Source organism: Streptomyces sp. CNB091 (assembly GCF_000377965.1).
The window spans coordinates 152,031-173,381 of sequence record NZ_KB898990.1; the positions used below are offsets into that span (position 1 = coordinate 152,031).

A 21,351-nucleotide genomic window follows, 5' to 3' on the forward strand; every position below is an offset into this window, starting at 1 on the left:
TCGTCGTCGCCCCGCCAGACACTGGGCCCGCGTGTCGGTGGACGACGCGTCCCAGCGGCCTTCCCCCTGTTGTCGCATCACCACGACCTGGAGCACACCCATGAACTCGCACCAGCCCGACCAGCACGCGCCCCAGGGACCGCTCGGTGGGCACCCCGATCAGCACGGCCGGCCCACCACGCCCTGGGGAGCGCCTCCGCAAGGGGCTCTGCCCGATCCCTCCGCCCCGCGGAAGCCGTCGCGAGGCAAGGCATGGGTGACCCATGGAGCCGTCGGCGCCGTCGCCCTGTTCCTCGGCGTCGGCATCGGCATCTCGGACGACGAGGCCCGGGCCGAGGCCTCGGACGCCGGTCCCACTCCGAGGATCACCGTGACCAAGACCGTGACCAAGGAGGTGGAGGTGCCCGGCCCGGAGGTCACCGTCACGAAGACGGCCACCGTCACCGCCGCGCCGCCGAAGCCGCCGAAGCCCAAGGGGCCGCCCACCACCGTGGACGGGGACGGCGAATACCTGGTGGGAAAGGAGATGCGCGCCGGGACCTACAGGACGAGCGGCCCCGGTGAGTCCTTCGGGTGCTACTGGGAGCGGGCGAGGAACTCCAGCGGGGAGTTCGACGCCATCATCGCCAACGGCAACCTGGAAGGCAGCGGGCGGGTCACCGTCAACAAGGGGGAGATCTTCAAGTCCACCGGTTGCCAGGACTGGAAGAAGGCCGGCTGAGCGCCCCCACCAGCTCCGCCAGCGCCCCCGCCAGCATGTCGAGCCCCGGCCCCGCCGGGCCGCCCGGCTCGCTCATGTACGTGTCGCGGCGGATCTCGATCATCAGCGCGGTGACCCGGCGGTCCGTTCCGTAGTGCCGGAGAGGGACGTACGTACCCGCGAACGGGGTGTCGTGTCCGAGACCGTCGTGGCCGACCCGGCTCCCGAACGCCGCCTCCGCCGCCGCGAGAAGCTCCGGCGGAGTGTGGAACGGGTCGGTGCCCAGGCAGACGGGCGGACGGGGGCCGGCGCCGTGGAGTTCGTAGGGGAGGGGCACGGTCGGGTACGAGTGGACGTCGATGATCACCGCGCGGCCCGCAGCCGCGAGGCGCGACTCGACCGCCGCCGTCATCGCGGCGGCGTACGGCTGGAAGTACGCCTCCAGCAAGGGATCGGGGTCCGCCTCCTGCGGGCGGAGCCGTTCGCGGTGGGTGGTGCGGGTGTAGACGGCGCCCATGCCGACGGCGAGCATCTCCTCCCGCTCGTCCGGGAAGCGTTCCGGGTCGACGACCAGCCGGGACAGGTTGTTGACGAAGCGCCACGCGGCGGCCGGGGCGATCACCGTCGCCGCGGCCGCCAGTTCGGCGGTGTGGGCGTCGGTGATGTGGTCGAGCTCGCGCTCCAGGGCGGCATCGTCCAACGTGATCCCTTCGCGTACTTCTCGCGGGATGCGGCGGGACCCGTGCGGGACGTGCAGGAGGACCGGCGAGTCGGCAGCTCCCGGGACGAGCGTGAACGGCTGCGGATCACTCACGGGTGACTCCTTCGAGGTGTTTCGTTCGTTCCCGCACCAGCATCCCGGACCGCCCCCGGAAGACATCGGGGGCTCCCCGTTCTTCTGGCAGGCCGTCAGCGCGCCCCGCCAGCCGCTACCGTTTATCCTCGCGATCGGTCGTGGCGGTGCCCGGGAGGGGTGCACCGGGCGAACCGGCGGGAAGCAGGGGGCGCACCGCATGCTGGATCCCATATCGATGGCCGCCATCACGGCGGTCCTCGGCGCCGTCGGTTCGGGCGTGGCGAGCGAGGCCGGCAAGTGGGCCTGGGAGACCGCGGGCGGGTTGGTGCGGCGGATGGCCGGACGCGAGGTCGCCGCGCCGACCCGGCCCGAGGAACGGGACGCCGTGGCGCGGATCGTCCACGACAGCGTGCGGAGCGACCCCGAACTGGCCCGCACCTGGAGCGCCTTCGCCCGCACGGTACAGACCACGGGAACAACGGTCGGGCGGCCCCGATTGCCCTCCTCCGTACGCTTCTTCACGGACCGGAAGGGAGCGATGAGGCTGCTCGACCGCGAGGCGGGCCGCAAGGCGGACGGACGCCCCCGGGTCGCCCTTCTGTACGGGGACGACTCCATGGGCACCAGCGCCCTCGCCGTGCACTGGGGCTGGCGGGCGGAAAGCCTGTTCCCGGACGGGCAGCTCTACGTGGACCTCGGCCGCCGGGGCACGGGCAGTGCCCGCACCGCCGGCAGCGCCCTGCGGGAACTGCTGCTCCGGCTCGGGCTGCGCGACGAGCGGATCCCGCCCTCGGAGGCGGAGCGCATCGACGCCTTCCACCGAGTCGTCGCGGACCGCAGACTGCTCCTGGTCCTCGACCACGCCCGGTCCGCCGCGCAGATCGCACCGCTGCTCACCTCCGCTCCCTCCGTCCTCACCCTGGTCGTGGCCCGGCGACCGCTCTCCGGTCTGGACGCGTTTCCGGTGCCCGTGGGGCCCCTCAGCGACCGGGACGCGGCGCGCCTGCTCACCAAGATCGTGGGCAAGCAGGTCATGCGCTCCGCCCGTGCGGCTCTCCCCGCCGTTCTGGCACGGTGCGGCGGATCGCCGTACGCCCTGCGCGCCGCAGCGCCCCGGCTCCTCGATCCCGGGCAGCTCACCGTGGCCCCGCCGCCACCGCTGCCCCATGGCGAACCGACGGACGAACCGACGGACGAACCGACGGGAGGCCTCACCATGAGCGACAGCGACCCGGTGCGCACGGCCGCGGAGGACGCCTACCGGCTGTTGCGGCCGGACGCCGCCCGGCTGTACCGCCTGATGGGGCTGCGGCAGTGGCCCGCCTTCGACGCGGAGGCCGCGGCGCGGGTCGCGGGCATCGACGTCGACGCCGCCGAGGAACTGCTCGGCGGGCTGGCCGACGTACTGCTGCTGGAGCACGCGGACAACGGGCGCTACCGCTACCGGCCGTCCGTACGCGCCCACGCGGAGGAAGCGGCGTTCCGTCACGAGGGCATCGCAGGCTGCTCGGCGGCCACGACCCGCGCGGTCGAGCACTACCTGAGGCTGTCGGTGACGGCGGCGCGGGCCGCACTCCCGGAGAGCTGGCGGGTGCCGGACGCCCTGACGGGCGGACCGGGCGGCGTCTACGCCGGGCGCGGTGACGCCGTGGCGCGTCTCGCCGCCGAGCTGCCCAACCTCGTCGAAGCCGTCGCGACGGCCGAGGAGTTCGGACAGCCGGACACGGTGCTGACGCTCTGCCGCGCCCTGTGGCCGCTCCAGCTCAAAGCGGGCCACCACGAGGCGGTGCTGCCGGCTCTCCGGATCGGGGCGGCCGTCGCCGACGCGCAGGTCCCCGGCAGCCGGACCGCAGGCGCCCTTCACGTGCAACTCGCCCACACATTGGGTGAGTTGCAGCTCGGAGACGAGGCCGGTGCGGAAGCGGCGGCGGCCGCACGCGACGAGCGCGCGGCGGGGCACACCCGAGGTCTGGCCTCCGCCATCGAGATCCTGGGGCTGCTGCGACTGCGGCAGTGGCGCTTCGCCGACGCGTACGACTGCTTCGGCGAGGCCTACGCCGTCCTCGACGGCATCGGGCCCGACGACGAGGGTGCGGCGGACGTGCCCCGGGCGCGGGCTCTGCTGGAACGCCACAGGGGCCGGGCCCTGCGGGGCCTAGGGCGGCTGGACGAGGCCCAGGAGCACGTGCGGCGTGCCCTGGCCGTCTTCCGGGCGAACGGCGACGCGTACAACACCGCACGGGCTCTCACGGACCTCGCCGAGATTCTGCTCGCCGGTGAGGAGCCCACAGCGGCGCTGCCGTTGACCGACGAGGCGATCAGAATCCTGTCCGAGGAGAACGCCGGTCAGCACGTGGAGTATCTGCGTCGCCTGCGTGAGCGCTGCTCCGGCCCGCAGGAGTAGGCGAGGGGCGCAGCCGCGTTCCGCCCGCCGCCGGCCCGTCCGCCTCGGCCGTGACCACCACGTGGTGGGCTGTGCTGCCCGTACGGACGGTCAGTCCGCCCGCGACCAGGACGGTCAGGGTCCTGCCCGCCGCGAGCCAGGCGTGCACCGCCGACGCGTACACCGCCGGGTCCGCGTCGGCTTCCGGCCCTCCGGTCAGCCGGAGCAGGGCGCCGCCACGGGTCCGGACGACGCAGGACGAGGGTCCGGTGACGTAGGCCGCCAGTGCGCAGTGTTCGTGCCGGTCCAGTACCTCGGCGGCCCATCGGCCGGGCGGGCCGAACCGCGGGTCGTCCGGAGCTCCGTCCCGGAAGACGACGTCGGCCAGGCCGAGTTGCCCCGGATCGCGGGTGTCCTCATGGACGGCCAGATGGGCGTCCCCCGCCCCGTCGGGCTCCCGGGCGGGATCGGCGTACCGGGTCACGACGACCTCCGGCCCCGCGAGGCAGCGCGTCAGCACGTACAGGGGAGCCGTACGAAGGGCGGGTTCCGGGTCCGGCAGCGGCAGCGGCAGGAGCAGGGCGGGGCCCGGCGGTTCGGGGGCGCCCATCAGTCCGTAGAAGGCCCGCCTCAGCCGTACCGCCGCCTCGCCGGGCACGGAGGAGGTGAAGCGCATCGGACCCGGCTGCGGGATGTGGCTTTCGATCAGCGCGTCCAGTTGACCGCGCAGGGGAGCCCGCGCGTCGAGTCCGGGCGCGGTCCGGATGAAGTCGGCGATGGGCGCGTCGGGATCGAGGCTGCCCAGGGGCGCCGCTCCGAGGAGTACGGGGGTGCCGAGCGCCGCGCCGTAATAGGTGACGGAACCGTGGTCCCCGATGACGACGTCGGCCGCGAGCAGCGCCTGACGCCAGTCCTCCAGCGGGTCGATCAGCGCCAGGCCGGCGCGCCTGGCCCGGTCCAGCCAGGCCCTGATCTGGCCGGGGCCGTGACCGTGCCAGATGTTGGGATGGAGGACGGCGGCGATGCGGTACTCGTCGGCGGGAAGCTCCGACGCGAGCCGCGGAAGCAGCGCGGGCAGCGTGTCGTCACCGCCCCCGCCCTCGCCGGCGGCTCCTTCCCCTTCGCCGTCGCCCAGCAGCGACCGGGGGCCCCAGGTGGAGTTGAGCAGTACGAGCCGCTGCCCGCGCCCCACGCCGAGCGCCCTGCGGAACCGGTCGCGGTAGGGACGTGCCGCCAGCATCCGGTCGAAGCAGGGGTCGCCCCCGAGCACGGCGGTGGGCAGCGCTTCAGGGCAGGCGGCGGCCAGTCGGTCGAACTGCTCGGGGTGGGAGAGGACGAGTGCGTCGGCGAGAGGGACACCGTCCGCGAGGAGCCAGTCCGGCGCGAGCCCGAAGACCGGGGGAGGCGAACCCTGAGGCGGAGCCGCCTCCCCGTCGGTGCTCGGTGCCGCCAGTCTTTTAGTATAGCCGATACCGTGCGAAAGTATGAGCAACGGACCCTGAATGGCGCCGAGTTCGCCGCCGAAGCTGGCCGAGATCGCAAGGTCCACCGGTGTCGCGAGGGCCTGCTCCCACGGCAGTACGGGCACCCCCGTGTCCGCGAGCAGTTCCGCGACGCCCGACCGGAAGACCGAGGACCCCGTGCAGGTGGCGAGGAGCTGCACCCCGAGATCGTCGTGGAACAGCGGCAGGACGTCGAGCAGCCGGGTCGCCGAGGTGACGTTGTGCACGACGAGCAGTACGCGACGGCAGCGCACCCGCGTGGCCCAGCGGGCCGCGTCGTCCCCGACCGGCACCCGTATCCACTGGTCCCGCTCCTCGTCCATACCGGCCCTCTCGCGCTCCCGGACACAAGCGCTGGCCACGATATATCGACGGGATCCGGGCGACGCGCCGTCCCCCTCCCGCGGCGAGCGGAGGGGGACGGCGAGGTCAGGGTGCGGTTACCGGCCGGAGCCGATCACCGGGTAGTGGTCGGAGAGGTTCGTGTACGTGTAGTCCTTGCCCCAGCTGGACACCGTCCATGGGGCGCTCTCCTCCTTGATCACGTCGTTCTTCCAGCCTGCCGGCTTGGCGTGGCCCGTGCGGTGCAGGACGTGGTCCAGGTCCTCGCGCGGGTCGTCGGGGTAGCGCTCGGAGGCTATGGAGTTGTCGCGGGTGTCGAAGGAGTACGGGTGGCCCGTCCGGGTCTCCGGTGCGCTCAGGCCCGCGTCGGAGAGGAACGAGGCGTACTCGGCCGAGTGCCCGTCGACGTTGAAGTCGCCCGCCACGACGACCTGTTCCGAGGCCGGGATGTTCTTCGCGTCCAGGAACGCGTCCATCTGCTGGAACTGCCGGCTGCGCGTCTGCGCCGCCTGGCCCGCCGAGCAGCCGGGGTCGGTCGACTGGGCATGCGTGCCGACGACGTGGACCCGGGTGCCGTCGACGTTCAGCACGGTGTAGGCGAAGCCCTTGTTCGAGAACCAGTCGCCGCCGCAGGCGTCCTTGAAGACGAACTGCTCCTTGCGCACGATCGGCCACTTGCTCAGGATCGTGACGCCGCCGTCCTCCGGCGTCGTCGCCGCGTACGAGCCGCCCGTCGCGTCCCAGCCGCTCTTGCTCCGGCCGACCACCGGGGTCTGGTACGGGTACGGGGACGCGGAGTTCCGCAGCAGCGCGTCGGAGGCCCCGTTGTCGAAGGCCTCCTGGATCACCACCACGTCATTGCCCCGGAAGAACGAGGTCTTCGGGATCTCGGCCGCCCGGTGGTCCTGGCCCCAGTTGGGGTACAGGGTCTTGCTGAAGAGGAACGCGTTGTACGAGAGCACCCGCAGCGACGGGGTCTCGGCAGCCGCCGCCTGTGGCGCGTTCACGGCGAGGGTGACGGCGGCGAGGGTGGCGGACAAGGCCACGCCGGTCAGGCGGAACGCGGGGTTCGGCACGGGGGCTCCTGTGGTCGAGTGGGGGCGTACCGGTCGACCCCATCCAAGCAGCGGGAGTTACCCACGGGTAGACATCGGGTGGCCCGAGTCTGTCCGGCCGGCTGCCATCCGTCGCGTCAACGCCACGTGTGGGCTGTCGCTCGCGGGATTCCCGTGGCGGCAGACCGTTTCAGGCGAGAGCGCCGTACACGATGAGGTTGTCGACCGTATGACCGTCCGCGTCGAACTCGCCGTCGCAGGTGATGAGCCGCAGCGTGCTGTCCTTCGTCGGGCCGTAGACCTTGTCGGTGGGGAACGCCTTCTTGCTGACCGCTTCCTTTCCGGTGACCGTGTAGCGCAGGGTCTTCCCCGCCCCGTCGCGGACCAGGACCTCGGCCCCGTCGCGGATGTTCTTGAGGTCGTGGAAGACGGCACGGCCGAAGCGGGTGTCGTTGTGGCCGATCAGAACGGCGGGCCCCGGTGTGCCGGGCACGGAACCGCCGCTGTACCAGCCCGCCGTCATGCCCTTCTCCGCGGGCGGGACCTCGACCGTGCCGTCCGGGTTGAGTCCCAGCTCCATGAGGGTGCTCTGTATGCCGATCGAGGGGATGGAGACGTGGGCGGGAGCCGGCTGATCCGGCTCGCCCGTCCTGGACGGTTCGGTCGATCCGCTCGATCCGGATGCCGCCTCGCCCGGTGCGGCAGAGGCCGAGGCGGAGGGCGCTCCCGCTGCGGCGGAGGAGGACGAGGAGGAGGGCTCGGCGGACGAGCACCCCGCCAGTGCGACGCAGGCCACGACGGCGGTCAGCAGGGCGGCGGTCCGCCGGAAGCGGTGGGGCGTACGGGACGGCACAGAGAACTCCGGGATCGGGGCGGGACAGGGCGGCGGGACGGGCGGCGGGACGGGGCGGTGCGGGCCGGTGCGCGAGCGTGGCGCCGCCCCGGTGTGGGGGCGGCGCCACGGTCAGTTGTGGTGAGCGGTGCGGGTCAGCCGTTGAGGCCGGCCGCCGAGCGGCGGCGCAGCACGATCGTGCCCACGCCGGCGAGCAGCGCGGTCCCGGCCACCGAACCGGCCAGCACCGCGGTGCTGTTGTCACCGCTTCCGGCGGGGCGCTCCCCCGCGGCGACACCGCCGCGCGGGGTGACCACCGGGGCGGCCTCCTTCGGTGCGGGCGCGGGGTCCTCGCCCGCCGCGACGCCGCCGCGCGGCGTCACCGCCGGCCGGGCGGCTTCCTTCGCGGCGTCATCGGCGGCCTTGCGCTCGGAGAGGTCGACCACGGGGGGCTTGCTCTCGGACAGGTCGACCACGGGGGGCTTGCTCTCGGACAGGTCGACGACGGCGGGCTCCGACGGCTTCGGGGAGGAGTCGGCGAAGGCGGCGGCGGACGGGACCAGCACCGCGCCGGCCGCGACGGCGGCCAGTACGGCGGCACGCAGGGTACGACGAGAGGTGAAAGCGGTCATACGGATGGCTCCATTCCATAGTCGGCCCCGTGACGGCCCCGGATGACGGTTCGCACCGGGGACGGGGCATGCCGCCAGGCTGGCGTGGAGATATGAAGAAGCTGTCAGAGCGCTGTGGTCATCCCATCAGGGGCCGGACGGCGTGGTCCCGGGCAGCCGGAGGACGAACGTCGACCCCTTGCCCTCGACGCTCGTCGCCTCCACCGTGCCACCGTGCGCCTCGACCAGTTTGCGGACGATGGCGAGGCCCAGGCCGCTGCCGCCCGTACGGCGGCTGCGGGACTTCTCCGCGCGCCAGAACCGGTCGAAGACATGGGGAAGGTCCTCGGACGGGATGCCGGAACCGGTGTCCGCCACTTCGACCAGCACCGCCCCGTCACCGTCGTCGGAGACGTACGCGCGCAGCGTCACCCGGCCGCCCTCCGGAGTGTGCCGTACGGCGTTGGACACCAGGTTGCCCACCACCTGCCGGAGCCTGACCGGATCGGCGCGCAGGGCGGGCCCCGGGGCGGCGCCCGTGACGGCGAGGGTGACGCCCGCGTTCTCCGCCCGCGCCTGGTGGGCGGCGGCGGCCTGGCTCAGCAGCTCCCGGGCCCCTACGGGTTCGGGATGCAGCCGCAGCACGCCGGCGTCGGCGGCGGCCAGGTCCTGGAGGTCGTCGATGATGTGCTGGAGCAGCACGGCCTCCTCCAGCAGCGAGGAGACGAACGCCGGGTCCGGGTCGGCGAGCCCGTCCTGGGCGGCCTCCAGCCAGCCCCGGATGTTGCTCAGCGGGGTGCGCAGCTCATGGGCGACGTCGCTCACCATGGCCTTGCGCTGCTCCTCCAGCCGCGCCCGGTGCGCGGACATGTCGTTGAACGCCGCGGCGAGCCGGCCGACCTCGTCGTCCCCCGAGACGGGCACCGACTCCGGCCGCTCCCCGTCGCGCATACGCTGCGCGGCGCCGGTCAGGGCGTGCAGCGGGCGCACCAGCCGGGCTCCGGCGAACACCGACGCGCCCACGGTGAGGGTCAGCACGAGCGCCGCGGCCCCGGCGATCCTGGCCGTGTTCGCGGGGGACAGGTCGAACCCGGGCAGCGTCGCGCCGCCCTCGTCGCCGATGAAGAGGAGGGCGGGGGAGGCCACGTACGAGCTGAGCTGTTCGCTCCGGGCCGTGCCCACACAGGACGCGATGGCCCGGTCGTTCTCCCCGGTGCGTTCCGGCGTCACGACGGACGGCTCGGCCTCCTCCGCGGGGGCGTCGCGCGGCGTCGGCACAGGCGCCGGCTCCGGCACCAGCGGCCCGGGTTCGTCCGGCCGCGGACCGGATTCGGGCGCCAGGGACACCCGCGCCGGATCGCCCCAGGACAGGTCGCTGTTCAGCCGTACGCCCTCGCGGCCCTGGCGCTTCAGACAGGCGTCGGCCAGTTCGGTGAGCGCGTCGAGCGCTTTGCGTTCCGAAGGCGTGGGTGTGTCCAGAGCGGCGAGATCACAACGCGTGCCCAGCGCGCGTTCGGGGTCGTTGCCCACGATCTGCACCCGGGGGCGGCCGCTCGGGCCGACCACCACGTCCGAGGCGATGCCCGCCCGGTTCAGGCACTCCACCTTGCTGTCGGCAAGCCGCCGCAACGCCTTGCCGTCCGCCGCCGACAGCCGGAACGGCCCCACCGCCCGGGGGTCGATGCGGTCGGCCGCCGTGCCCTGCCCGTCGGTCCCGCGCGCCGCCAGAACGGTGTCCACGGACAACGGGTCGACCACGGCGGACGCCTGCGGCCCGAGCGCAGGGGCGGTCGCCGCGGTGGCCGAGTCGGCGAGCGGCTGCCTGCCCTGCGTGGTCAGGGCGACCCGGCGGCCCGACTCCCGGGCCAGTTCGCGCACCGTCGCACCGACCCCGTCCCAGGTCGGATGGCGGGCGGCGTACTCCAGCAGGGTGTCGTAGATCCGGGCGTCCGCGGTGAGGTTCTGCCCCTGCTCCTGCTTGATCGCACCCGAGGTGGTCTGCACAACGATCCAGGCGGTGGCCGCCACCGAACACGCGGCCACCAGCGCGGAAACGGCGAGCAGCCGCCCCAGCAGGCTCCGGCGCAGCGGCAGCCGCGTCCGGCCCGCCATCTCCCGCCTGCCGCCGCGCCGCCCGGGTCGGCCGGCGCTCTCGCCGTCCCCGCCCGTCCCGCGCACGACCGCACCGTCGTCCCCGTCGCGCACCCTACGCACGCCGGACCGCCTTCGCCGGATCGGTGAGCTTGTAGCCGACGCCGAACACGGTGAGCAGGCGCTCCGGCCGCCGCGGGGCCCGCTCGATCTTCTTGCGCAGGTTCATGACGTGCACGTCGACGGTCCGGGCGCTGATGTAGCGGTCGAACCCGTGGAGCTCCTCCAGCAGCCGCTGACGGCTGAACACCCGGTCCGGTCCCGCCGCCAGGGCCGCCAGGATCCGGAACTCGCCCGGGGTGCACTCCACCGGCCCGCCGCCCACGGACACCTCGTGCCGCGCCGGGTCGACCACGAGGGCGCCGACCCGCAGAACCGGGTCCTCGGCCACCGGCTCCGGGGCGGCGGTACGCCGGGTGCGCCGCAACAGGGTACGGACGCGGGCCATCAGCTCGCGCGGACTGTAGGGCTTGGTCATGTAGTCGTCGGCGCCGAGGTCGAGACCGAGCAGGAGGTCGTCCTCGGTCGAGCGGGCGGTCAGCATCAGCACCGGCAGCTCGCGGTTCTCGGACCGCAGCACTCGCACCACGTCCAGGCCGTCGGCCCGGGGCATCATCACATCGAGAACGAGCAGGTCGGGTTCCTGGTGCCGGACGGCGTCGAGCGCGGCGAGGCCGTCGCCCACGATCCGTACGGCGTGTCCTTCCCGTTCCAGATAGCGGCGTACGAGCTCGGCCTGCTTCTCGTCGTCCTCGGCAACTATGACGTCAGCGCACACGCCCCCGATCGTAGAGCGGCGGGAACGCGGTGCGAGCCCGGGGCGGTCACCACGGGGCCCGCGTCCCGACCGGGTCCGACGGCAGCCGGCGCCCGGCGGGGCCTCCGCGGTGATGCCGACCTTGTGATCAAAGGTGTGCAGATGTCATGGGAAAACGGGCGGAACATGAGGTCGAATCGTTCGGAGGTAGGGCGAATATGGGCGTGAACAGCTCCGGTGGTTCACGCAACCTCCTTATAGTGGTGCCGCGTTGATCGTATGGTCGCAACGCGCGAAGCCGCCGCCCCTGGAGTCCGTACGATGACGAACCCCTCGTCCGCCACGCCCGCGTCCACGGCCGGCGCCGGAGGAGGCTGCCCCGTGGGCGCCGGTAGCGGCGCCGTCGCGCTCGGCGGGCCCGGCTTCCCCACCGAGCCGCAGGAGCTCTACCGGTCCATGCGGCGCGACCACGGCCCCGTCGTCCCCGTCGAGCTGCCCGGCGGCTTTCCCGCCTGGCTGGTGATCGGCTACCGGGAACTCCACCAGGTCACCAGCGACGGGGAGCTGTTCCCCCGGGACGTCTCCCTGTGGAACCAGTGGGGACACGTCCCCGCCGACTGGCCGCTGCTGCCCATGGTGGGCACCCCCATGCCGTCCATCTACTTCACCGCCGGAGCCGAGCACCGCCGGCACGTCGACATGGTCGTACCGGCTCTCGAAGGGACCGACCCCTTCGAGATCCGGCAGCACTGCGAGCAGTTGGCCGACCGCCTCATCGACGCCGTCTGCACCCGGGGCACCGCCGACCTCGTCGCCGAGTTCGCGGAACCGCTGCCCGTCCTCGTGCTCGCCCGGCTCGTCGGCTTCCCCGACGACGAGGGCGCCGACATCGCGCGGGTGCTCAAGGACCTCGCCGACGGCGGCCCCGGCGCGCAGAAGGCGCACCTGAGCTTCGGTGAGCACATGCGGCGCCTGGTCGCGGCGAAGCGGGCCCGGCCCGGTGACGACGTGACGTCCCGGATGCTCGCCCACCCCGAACCGTTCACGGACGAGGAGTACGCGCTCGACCTGATGGCCATCACGGCCGCAGGCCACCTGACCACCGCCGACTGGATCAGCAACTCCACCCGGCTGATGCTTACCGAGGACCAGTTCGCCGACGCCCTGTCCGGCGGCCGGCACAGTGTCGCGGAGGCCATGAACGAAGTGCTGTGGGAGGACGGCCCCACCCAGATCCTGGCCGGCCGCTGGGCCGCGCGCGACGCCCGGCTCGGCGGACGGAACATCGCCCGCGGCGACATGCTGCTCCTCGGCCTCGGCGCGGCCAACGCTGACCCGCACATCCGGCAGCAGGTCACCGCCTCCGCCGTCCGCTCCGGGCAGGGCGGCAACAGCGCGCACCTGGCCTTCAGCCACGGCGAGTACCGCTGCCCCTTCCCCGCCCAGGAGATCGCCGAGATCATCGCCCGTACCGGCATCGAGGTGCTGCTGGACCGGTTGCCCGACCTCGAACTGGCCGTCCCCGCCACCGAACTGGTCCGCCGGCCGTCCGCGTTCCTGCGCGGGACGACCGCCCTGCCCGTCCGCTTCACTCCCGTACGCACGACAGGAGACGCGTTGTGAACTGCCCGCACACTGCCGCCGCGCCGGCCGACCGGGGCGCCGGGACCGTCGTCATCGACCCCCTGGTCCAGGACCTGGACGGCGAGACCGCCCGGCTGCGCGAGGCCGGGGCCCTCGCCCGGATCGACCTGCTCGGCGTACCGGCCTGGACGGTCACCCGGCACGCCGAGGCACGCCGACTCCTCCTCGACCCGCGGCTGGTGAAGGACATCGACGCCTGGGGCCTCTGGCAGAGCGGCGCGGTGACCCACGCGTGGCCGCTGATCGGCATGATCGACGCCGGGCGCTCCATGTTCACCGTCGACGGAGCCGAACACCGACGGCTGCGCACCAAGACCTCGCAGGCGCTCACCCCCCGCCGCCTGGAGGCGATCCGCCCGGAGATCGAGACGTTCACCCAGGAGCTGCTGGACGCCCTCGACGCCGCGCGGGGGGACGACGGGGTCGTCGACCTGAAGGCGGTCTTCGCCCAGCCGCTGCCGATGCGGGTGGTGGGCATGCTCATGGGCGTGGACGAGTCCCAGCACGCCATGCTGACCAGGCAGTACAAGGCGTTCTTCTCCATGCTCACCCCGCAGGACGAACGCCTCGCGCTGCTGGCCGAGTTGGACGTCTTCTACACCGACCTCGTACGGGAGAAGACCGCCCGGCCCACGGACGACCTCACCAGCGCGCTGATCCTGGCCGAGGAGGGCGGCGAGCCGCTCACCGAGGAGGAGGTGGTGGGCAACCTCAAGGCCATGGTCGCCGCCGGGCACGAGACCACCATCGGACTCGTCCTCAACGCCGTACGCGCCCTCCTCTCCCACCCCGACCAGCTGCGCAAGGTGCTCGCCGGGGAGGCCGACTGGGACGCGGTGATCGAGGAGACGCTGCGCTGGGACACCCCCACGACCCACCTGCTGATGCGGTTCGCCACCGAGGACATCACCGCCGGCGACGAGGTGATCCGCAAGGGCGAGGGAGTCGTCGTCTCCTACCGGGCGATCGGACGCGACATCGAGCAACACGGCCCCGACGCCGACGCCTTCGACATCACCCGGCCCACCCGGAACCGCCACATGACCTTCGGCCACGGCCCGCACATCTGCCCCGGCGCGGCCCTGTCGCGCGTCGAGGCGGGTATCGCGCTGCCCGCTCTGTTCACGCGTTTCCCCGGACTCCGCCTCGCCGTCCCGGACGAGGAGATCACCAAGCTTCCGGTGATGACGCAGAACGACATGACCGCCTTCCCGGTCCTCCTGGGCTGACGGCGAAGCCGGCCAGGAGCGGGACGGGAGAGGCCGTATGCCGTCCGGACCGGTCTTCCTGGCGCTCCCGCCGCAATCTCCAGGGGCCGGGGCGGCGCCCCGGACGGGGCCGAAGGGGCGCGTGAAGATCCTGGTTACCGAAGATTCGATCGTGGTAACTTCGCGTGCAGCCATGTGAGTTGGACCGACTCGGCGGGGGGATGGGCGGCGATGAATGCTGTCCCGCACGGGCACCCGGGACCGGACCTGGTGCAGACCCTGGTCGACGCGCTGACCCTGCTCGAATGTGTCAAGGACCGGACTCAGCGCGGCGAGTTCGTGGAGACGGTGGCGTACCGACTCGGCGTCGAACTGACCTACCCGGACAGCACGCCCCGGGTCGCCATGACGCATCTGGTCCGCAAGGTGATCCACCGGCCCGGCGGCCCCGAGGCGCTCGTCTACGCGGTCCGCACCGTCTCCGGCCCGGACGAGGCCGAGTGGATCGCCGCCGAGGCGGGCATCCGGACCGGCGCCGGCCGGCCGGTGCCCTGGCCCGCGCCCGTCTTCGCCGAGGACATCGCCCGGCAGGCGCGCCGGCTGCTCGTCGAGGCGAAGGACATCGACGGCGGCCGGCTCGCCGCCCTCCTCGGCGACGAGCTGCCCGGGGACCTGCCGGACCACGGAACTCCGGCCGAACTCTTCGACCACGCACTGGACATGACCGCACGCGCCGACGGTCTCCCCGCAGCCGTCGTCCTCGTCGAAGCGGCCGCCGTCCTGTCGGCCGGTCAGGGCGTGGCGCTGCGCCGGTGGGCGGACCGCTGGGCGGAGGCGGAGGGCCCCGCCGGGCCGGCCGGCGACGCCCGGGCGGCGGTCGCCGGGGCGCGGGAAGCGCTCGCCGTCTGCCGACGGCGCCTGGAGCGGCCCGCCGCCCCCGACCCGACGGTGCCCCGGTGTCTGGTCGTCATGATCGAACCGGCCCGGGACGGTTCCCCGGACGTCTTCGTCCGGCACTGGCTCAACAAGGTCTCCGGCTACTGGCGGCCGGAGCAGGGCGCCATGGAGACCGTCACCCTGGACACCCTGGCCGGAGCGGTCGAGCGCGCCGTCGAGCGGGGGGAGGCGCTGTGGGCCGACCCTCCGAAGGGACAGGCGGGGCAGCCGGAGCCAGGCGGTCGCGCGGAGAAGGCGGGGGCCGGTGGGGGGCCGGTCCACGTCGAGTTCCTGCTCCCCTTCGACCTGCTGAACCACGACATGGCCCGCCTGGAACTGGGTACCGGAGACCCGAGGCCCCGGCCGATCGGCATGCACTACCGGGTCCATCTGCGCAGCCTGGACCGGATGCGCGGCGACGCCGGGCAGTTGCGCCGCTGGCAGGCCCGCTGGGATCAGCTCCGGGCCGCCACCGCCCCGGCCCCGCACCGCTGGAAGGCCGCGGACCGGGAAGGATTCGAACGCTGGCGTGCCCACCTCGCCGGGGACGAGTCGCTCACCGCGGTCATCCTCGACGCGCCCGCCGTCCAGGGGCACGGCCTGGAGGCGTTGCAGGCCGCCGTCGTCGAGGGCGTGGGGGTCGCCGCCTGGGACCGCAGGGCCGAAAGCTCCTCCCGGTCCAGCGAACTGCTCACGCTGCTTCTGGGGCACACGTACGCACAACTGCCGGAAAAAGTGCACAGGTTGAGAGCGGGGGCGGAGAGGGAGGAGGACGGCCCCCTGTGGGTGGGCAGGCACATCGCGTTCTTCTGGGACGACCCGTACCGACTGGTCGATCGTGAGGAGTTGTTGTCGGCATGACCGGAGAGGCCGCTGCCGTACCACCGTCGCCGCCGCCCCCGTGGTGGGTCTTCCACGCGACCGGAAGGGCGCCCGCGGGCGAGCCGCCCACGCTGCCGACGCCGCCGCCGTGGCGTACGTTTCCCGGCGGCCCGCTCCAGCCGCCGCCACCCGAGGACGACCGTGCCGCGGAGCGTCGCCTCGGCCGGATCCAGGACGGGCCGCAGCTGCGCCGCGAGGAGATCGACGCGGTCAACGCCGCCCTGCTGCTGCGCCGCCCGCTGCTCATCACCGGCCCGCCGGGCGTCGGCAAGTCCACCCTCGCCTATCTGATCGCCCGCGAGCTGGGGCTCGGCCGGGTCCTGCCCTGGAGCGTCGTCAGCCGCAGCACGCTCAAGGGCGGCCTGTACGCGTACGACGCGATCGGCCGCGCCCAGGCGATCGCGGCCTGGCGGGCGGCCGACGACGGCGGCGGCGGCGCGCACGGCCCCGCCGCCGGGAACGCTCCCGACGCCGTCGGCACAGACGCGGACGGGCGCGGCCCGGGCACTGAAGCGCCGCCCGCACTGGGGGACTTCGTCACCCTCGGCCCGCTCGGCACCGCCCTGCTCGCCTACGCGCGCCCCCGGGTGCTGCTCGTCGACGAGCTGGACAAGAGCGACATCGACCTGCCCAACGACCTCCTGCACGTGCTGGAGAACGGCAGCTACGAGATCCCCGAACTCGTGCGCAGCAACGAGGAGTCGGCGACCGTGTTCACGGACGACCCGCGTGGCTCGGCACGGGTCGAGGGCGGCCGGGTGGAGTGCGCGCAGTTCCCCGTCGTGGTCATCACCAGCAACGGCGAACGGGAGTTCCCCGCCGCGTTCCGCCGCCGCTGCCTGCCGCTGGAGATGCTGCCGCCGGGCCGCGAGCAGCTGATCGGCATTGTCGTCAGCCATCTGCGGCAGCGCCCGGAAGGCGTCGAGGCGTTGGTGGACGAGTTCGAGAAGCGTCTGCGCGGCGGCGGCACCCAGTCGATCGACCAGTTGCTCAACGCCGTCCAGCTGACGAACGCGGGCGGCTTTCAAGCGGATGCCGACGGGCGTAAACTCGTCGAGATGCTCCTCCGAGACCTCTCGAAGGGCCGCTGATGAACGGCTTGCCCCGGGAGCGTGCTCCGGACCCCGCGTCCGTGCCGGCCGACTCCCCCGATCCCACTGCCGGCGACCGGTACGAGGACGACGGCTTGCCCGATCCGGGCGGAGCCGACTGGACGGAGCTCGCCGACGCCGCCTGGCTCGCCGCCGCCCGCCTCGACGCGCAGCGCACCCCCGGGCCCACCCCGGATCACCCGCCCCGCGCCGAACGGCACCCCGACACGCCCGGCTCCGACACGCCCGGCTCCGGGCAGCCCCCGGCCGCCGGCCCGCAGCCCGCCGAAGGGCCCGAACCGCTGCTCGGCCCGGCCCCCGGCACGGCGTCCGTCCCCGCGCCCCTCGCCGTGCCCGGGGTCTCCGGGCTGCCCGGACCACCGGCGTACGAACGGGAGATCAGGACCGTCCAGGAGCGCACCCGCACCGGCCCGGACCGGCTGCCGGGACCCCGCCCCCGGGCCGCGCGGACGGCCACGCCGCGGCTGGCCAGGTCGCTGCGCGGGCTGGGCCGCAGGGTACCCACCGGGGGCCGGAGCGCGCTGGACGAGGAGAGCACGGCCGAGCACGGGCTCACCGACGGGCTGTGGGTTCCCTACTTCCTCCCCGACCGCGAGCGGGCCTTCGACCTGGTGCTCCTCGTCGACCGGGCCCCCACCATGCCGCCGTGGCAGCGCACCGTCCGGCAGATCGCCGAAGAGGCCGCCCGCAGCGGGGCCTTCCGCGATGTCCGCACGGTGGGGGTGGCCCTGCCCGCCGGGGCCGGCGAACCCGCGCTGCGCTGGCCCGGCGGACGCGACGGCGACCCCGCCGAACTGCTCGACGGCCGCGGCGCGCGGCTCTTCCTCGTCGTGACGGACGGACTCGCCCACGGCTGGGCGGGCCCCGGAGCCGACCGACTGCTGGAGCGGCTCACCTCCGGCGGGCCCACCGCGCTGGTCCACCTCCTGCCGCCCTATCTGCGCCACCGTTCCTCGCTCTTCCCCTTCCGCGCCCAACTGGACGCCGGAGGCTTCGGCGCGCCGAACGGCCGCTTCCGCTTCCGTCCGCCCCTCGATGCGCACGACCCCGTCCGGCCGCTGCCCGAACCGGACGACGACACCGTGCCCGTACCGGTGCTCAGCGCCCGCGCCGGGTCCTTCCGCGCCTGGGCCGACCTCGTGACCGGCGAACGCGGCGTGCGGCGGACACTGCCGGTGGTCCTGGCGGGCGCGATGGCCAAGGGCGCCTCCGCCCCCGGGCTGCGCACCCCGGTCGTCGACGGCCCCCGGGCGGCGGCCGCCGCCGTACGCAGGTTCCGCGCGCTCGCCAGCCCGTTGGCCCGGCAGCTCGCCGTCCTGCTGGCCCTCGCCCCCTTGGACTTCGCCGTCGTCGACGAGCTGCGCGACCTGGCCCTGCCGGACGCCGGGCCCGAGCACCTCGCCGAGGTCATGATGGGCGGGCTGATCGACTGGGACGCCGGCGCCGGGAGCGGTCCGGACTTCGCCGACGATGTGCGCGAGGCGCTGCTCGCCACCAGCACCAGGACCCAACTCGCCCGCACCGTGGGCCTGCTGGCGGAGCTGCGGACGGGGCAGGGCCACGGTGCGCTACTGCGCGCGGCCCTCCACGACCCGGTGCGCACCGCCCTCCCCGGCGCGGACCCCGGCGTCCGTCCCTGGCTCCGCATCGAGCTGGCGGTGCTGCGGGCGCTGTCGGGCCCCTACGCCGGCCGGGCCGCCAGGGTGGCCGCCCGACTGGTGCGTTCGCCGGACGACCCCCCTGCCCGGCCGGGTGAGATCGATGCGGATGTGCTGAAAGCCGCCCCGAAATGGGCAAGGCTGCCACCGGACAGCGTCGTTTCACCAGGAGGATCTGTGCCGCCCACGACACCACCAGCAGCTGACCTCTCGGCACCAGCTGACGACACCGCCCGGAGGGCTCACGAGGAGATGGAAGTCAAAGCGCCGCAAGCACGCGTCGTACGTTCGGGCCAGCCGAGGATCATGGGCAACGTGCCGCCCAAGAACCCCAACTTCACCGGCCGGGAGCCCCTTCTCGCCGCCGTGGAACGGCAGCTGACCGAGGACGAGACGACGGCGGTCCTCCCGCACGCACTGCACGGCCTCGGCGGCGTGGGCAAATCACAGATCGCGGTGGAGTACGTCTACCGCCACAGCGGCGAGTACAACGTCATCTGGTGGATCCCCGCCGAGCAGGAGAGCCTGATCCTGGCCGCGCTCGCCGAGCTGGCGACCGCCCTCGGCCTGGAGGTCGGACCGCAGGCGAACACCGCCGTGCCCGCCGTCCGCGAGGCCCTGCGCACCGGCAAGCCCTTCGACAACTGGCTGCTGGTCTTCGACAACGCCGAGGACATCGAGTCGGTGCGCTCGTACTTCCCCCATGGCGGACCGGGAAAGATCATCGTCACCTCGCGCAACCGGGAGTGGGAACGCGTCGCCACCCCCCTCAGTGTCGACGTCTTCGACCGTGAGGAGAGCATCTCCCTGCTCCAGCGCCGGGCCCGGGGCCTGAGCACCCATGACGCAGGCCGCCTCGCCGAGGCGCTCGGCGATCTGCCCCTGGCCGTCGAACAGGCCGGCGCCTGGCACGCGGCCACCGGCATGCCGGTCGACGAGTACCTCCAGCTGCTGGACGAACGGCGCCCCGAGATCCTCGAACTGGCCCCGTCCCCGGACTACCCCCTGCCCGTCGCCGCGGTCTGGGACATCTCGCTCGGCCGGCTGTCCGCCGAGAACCCGGCCGCCCGCCAACTGCTGCAGATCTGCGCCTGCATGGCGCCCGAGCCCATCCCGCTCAACATGCTCCGCGGCGGCCGCAACGTCCAGATCACCCCGGAGCTGGACCGGGTGCTGCGCGACCCGCTGCTGCTCGCCCGCGCCACCCGCGACCTGAGCAAGCTCTCGCTGGTGCGCCTGGACCACAAGGCCGGCACGCTCCAGATGCACCGGCTGATGCAGACCGTGATCGTCGCCCGGCTGGATCCCGAGGAGCGGGAGACGATGCGCAACGCCGCCCACCTGCTCCTGACCACCGCCAAGCCAGGGCTGCCCGCCTCACCGGAACAGTGGCCCGCCTACCTCGGACTGCTGCCCCACGTGATCGCCTCCGACGCGGTCGACAGCTCCGACGGCTGGGTGCGCGACCTGGTGTTCGACATGGTCACCTTCCTCTACTACTGGGGCGCCCACGAGGCGGGCGAGGACCTGACCCGTCGGGCGTGGCAGGCCTGGAGCGAGCAGTCGGCCGAGGAGGACCTGCATGTCATCCGGATCACCAAGATGCTCGGCTTCTACCTCCAGCAACTCGGCCGGATCCCGGAGGCCGCGGCGCTGAGCGAGCAGGCCATGGAGGTCTCGCGCAGGGCGCCGATTCCGGAGGAGGAGCTCATCAACTCCATGCTCCAGATGGCCGGGTCGCTGCTCCACCGGGGTGACTTTCACGCCGCCCGGGAGCTGAGCGCCGAGGCCTTCGAGCGGTCGAACGACCTCTACGGTCCGGAGGACCCGACGGCACTGAGCGCGGCCCACAGCTACGGTATCTCGCTGCGGGTGAACGGTGACTTCCGGCAGGCGAAGGAGATCGACGAAGAGACCGCCAGGCAGCGCCAGTTGCTCTACGGACCGACCAGCGGCCTCACCCTCAACACCCTGAGCGCCCTGGCGGTGGACACCCGCGAGGCGGGCGACTTCCCCGGTGCCCGGGTCCTGCAGGAGTCGACCTACCAGACCTACCGGACCCATTTCGGCCCCACCAACGCGGCGACGATCCGGGCCGCGCTGAACCTCGCGATCTGCCGACGCCGGGCAGGCTTCCCGGAGGAGGCGGCCGAGCTGGTCGAGGACATCCTGGAGCGCTTCACCACCCGGTACGGCGCGGAGTACCCGGAGACCCTGGGAGCCGCCCTGGCGGCGGTCGTCGAGCGCAGGATCGCGGGCAGGCTGGAGGACTCCCGGCGCCTCGGCCGGCAGATCCTCGACCGCTACCGGGAGATCTTCGGCGAGCACCACCCGTACACCCTGTGCGCCATGGTCAACGTGGCCGCCACCCTGCGGGCCCTGGGCGAGGTGGAGGAGGCCGAACGGCTGGACACGGTCGCGGGGACCCGGCTCCGGGCGGACCTGGGGGAGCGGCACGTCTACACGCTGGGCGCCGCGCTGGGCCGGGCCAACGACCACTACGCCCGGCTGGACTTCGCGGGTGCCCTGGAGGTGGACAGCGCCACGCTGCCGCTGCTCACCGAAGTGGCGGGCGAGGATCATCCCTTCACCCTCGTCTGTGTCGCGAACCTCTCCCTGGACCAGCGTGGACTCGGCCGTCCGGAGGAGGCGGACCGGCTCAACGCCCGCGCGGTGGAGGGCCTGACGCGAGTCCTGGGGGATCAGCATCCGTGGCGGACCTCGGCCCGGCTGCACCAGCGCATCGAGTACGACGTGACGGTGATTCCGCTGTGAGGCGACG

General features: G+C 73.4%; 14 protein-coding genes. 7 read left to right on the top strand and 7 right to left on the bottom strand.

Annotated elements, in window-relative coordinates:
- The first annotated feature begins 100 nt into the window (after positions 1 to 100).
- On the top strand, positions 101 to 721 hold the full coding sequence (locus D581_RS0100625; RefSeq protein WP_063738184.1) for an Rv1352/Rv1906c domain-containing protein: 621 nt from the start codon (positions 101 to 103) through the stop codon (positions 719 to 721).
- Here D581_RS0100625 and D581_RS0100630 read toward each other — a convergent pair.
- Complete coding sequence (locus D581_RS0100630; RefSeq protein ID WP_018955285.1) at positions 681 to 1,514, bottom strand: N-formylglutamate amidohydrolase; 834 nt, start codon at positions 1,512 to 1,514, stop codon at positions 681 to 683. The two genes, D581_RS0100625 and D581_RS0100630, sit on opposite strands and share 41 nt — an antisense overlap.
- 199 nt (positions 1,515 to 1,713) lie before the next feature.
- Here D581_RS0100630 and D581_RS0100635 point away from each other — a divergent pair, with 199 nt between their 5' ends.
- Positions 1,714 to 3,900 (top strand): tetratricopeptide repeat protein, encoded by a 2,187-nt coding sequence (locus D581_RS0100635; protein WP_018955286.1) that lies wholly within the window; start codon positions 1,714 to 1,716, stop codon positions 3,898 to 3,900.
- On the opposite strand, the gene D581_RS01000000136635 is transcribed toward D581_RS0100635, so the two are convergent.
- The 6 genes from D581_RS01000000136635 to D581_RS0100665 all read right to left on the bottom strand — a co-directional run bounded on the left by D581_RS01000000136635 (position 3,815) and on the right by D581_RS0100665 (position 11,150).
- Positions 3,815 to 5,704: a hypothetical protein gene (locus tag D581_RS01000000136635; protein ID WP_018955287.1), complete on the bottom strand. Its 1,890-nt coding sequence runs from the start codon at positions 5,702 to 5,704 to the stop codon at positions 3,815 to 3,817. The genes D581_RS0100635 and D581_RS01000000136635 overlap by 86 nt on opposite strands.
- A 117-nt stretch (positions 5,705 to 5,821) precedes the next feature.
- Complete coding sequence (gene sph, locus D581_RS0100645; RefSeq protein ID WP_018955288.1) at positions 5,822 to 6,799, bottom strand: sphingomyelin phosphodiesterase; 978 nt, start codon at positions 6,797 to 6,799, stop codon at positions 5,822 to 5,824.
- 169 nt (positions 6,800 to 6,968) lie between these two features.
- Positions 6,969 to 7,631 carry a class F sortase gene (locus D581_RS1000000138895; protein WP_018955289.1) on the bottom strand — a complete coding sequence of 221 codons (663 nt, stop codon included), beginning with the start codon at positions 7,629 to 7,631 and terminating at the stop codon, positions 6,969 to 6,971.
- A 134-nt stretch (positions 7,632 to 7,765) separates the two neighbouring features.
- Positions 7,766 to 8,242, bottom strand: a complete 477-nt coding sequence (locus D581_RS0100655) for a hypothetical protein (protein ID WP_018955290.1) — start codon at positions 8,240 to 8,242, stop codon at positions 7,766 to 7,768.
- A gap of 126 nt (positions 8,243 to 8,368) precedes the next feature.
- Entirely contained in the window at positions 8,369 to 10,426 is a 2,058-nt protein-coding gene (locus D581_RS0100660; protein ID WP_018955291.1) for an ATP-binding protein, read from the bottom strand.
- Position 10,427: 1 nt separating this feature from the next.
- The gene (locus tag D581_RS0100665; protein ID WP_018955292.1) at positions 10,428 to 11,150 is read right to left on the bottom strand and encodes a response regulator; all 723 of its coding nucleotides are present in this window, start codon (positions 11,148 to 11,150) and stop codon (positions 10,428 to 10,430) included.
- A gap of 300 nt (positions 11,151 to 11,450) precedes the next feature.
- On the opposite strand from D581_RS0100665, the gene D581_RS0100670 reads away from it, so the two are divergent.
- The 5 genes from D581_RS0100670 (at position 11,451) to fxsT (ending at position 21,344) form a co-directional block, all read left to right on the top strand.
- Positions 11,451 to 12,752 carry a cytochrome P450 gene (locus D581_RS0100670; RefSeq protein ID WP_026290051.1) on the top strand — a complete coding sequence of 434 codons (1,302 nt, stop codon included), beginning with the start codon at positions 11,451 to 11,453 and terminating at the stop codon, positions 12,750 to 12,752.
- Complete coding sequence (locus tag D581_RS0100675; RefSeq protein WP_018955294.1) at positions 12,749 to 14,002, top strand: cytochrome P450; 1,254 nt, start codon at positions 12,749 to 12,751, stop codon at positions 14,000 to 14,002. The genes D581_RS0100670 and D581_RS0100675 overlap by 4 nt, the downstream gene beginning before the upstream one ends.
- A gap of 210 nt (positions 14,003 to 14,212) precedes the next feature.
- On the top strand, positions 14,213 to 15,778 hold the full coding sequence (locus D581_RS0100680; RefSeq protein WP_026290052.1) for a VMAP-C domain-containing protein: 1,566 nt from the start codon (positions 14,213 to 14,215) through the stop codon (positions 15,776 to 15,778).
- Complete coding sequence (locus tag D581_RS0100685) at positions 15,775 to 16,890, top strand: AAA family ATPase (RefSeq protein ID WP_018955296.1); 1,116 nt, start codon at positions 15,775 to 15,777, stop codon at positions 16,888 to 16,890. Before D581_RS0100680 ends, D581_RS0100685 begins: the two co-directional genes overlap by 4 nt.
- Complete coding sequence (gene fxsT / locus D581_RS0100690; RefSeq protein ID WP_018955297.1) at positions 16,890 to 21,344, top strand: FxSxx-COOH system tetratricopeptide repeat protein; 4,455 nt, start codon at positions 16,890 to 16,892, stop codon at positions 21,342 to 21,344. Before D581_RS0100685 ends, fxsT begins: the two co-directional genes overlap by 1 nt.
- The last annotated feature ends 7 nt before the right edge of the window (positions 21,345 to 21,351 follow it).

Bases quoted from the DNA above. Each gene is read 5' to 3' on its own strand.
- D581_RS0100625 (WP_063738184.1), top strand. From the start codon at position 101: ATGAACTCGCACCAGCCCGACCAGCACGCGCCCCAGGGACCGCTCGGT.
- D581_RS0100635 (WP_018955286.1), top strand. From the start codon at position 1,714: ATGCTGGATCCCATATCGATGGCCGCCATCACGGCGGTCCTCGGCGCC.
- D581_RS01000000136635 (WP_018955287.1), bottom strand. From the start codon at position 5,704: ATGGACGAGGAGCGGGACCAGTGGATACGGGTGCCGGTCGGGGACGAC.
- D581_RS0100655 (WP_018955290.1), bottom strand. From the start codon at position 8,242: ATGACCGCTTTCACCTCTCGTCGTACCCTGCGTGCCGCCGTACTGGCC.
- D581_RS0100670 (WP_026290051.1), top strand. From the start codon at position 11,451: ATGACGAACCCCTCGTCCGCCACGCCCGCGTCCACGGCCGGCGCCGGA.
- D581_RS0100680 (WP_026290052.1), top strand. From the start codon at position 14,213: ATGAATGCTGTCCCGCACGGGCACCCGGGACCGGACCTGGTGCAGACC.
- D581_RS0100685 (WP_018955296.1), top strand. From the start codon at position 15,775: ATGACCGGAGAGGCCGCTGCCGTACCACCGTCGCCGCCGCCCCCGTGG.
- fxsT (WP_018955297.1), top strand. From the start codon at position 16,890: ATGAACGGCTTGCCCCGGGAGCGTGCTCCGGACCCCGCGTCCGTGCCG.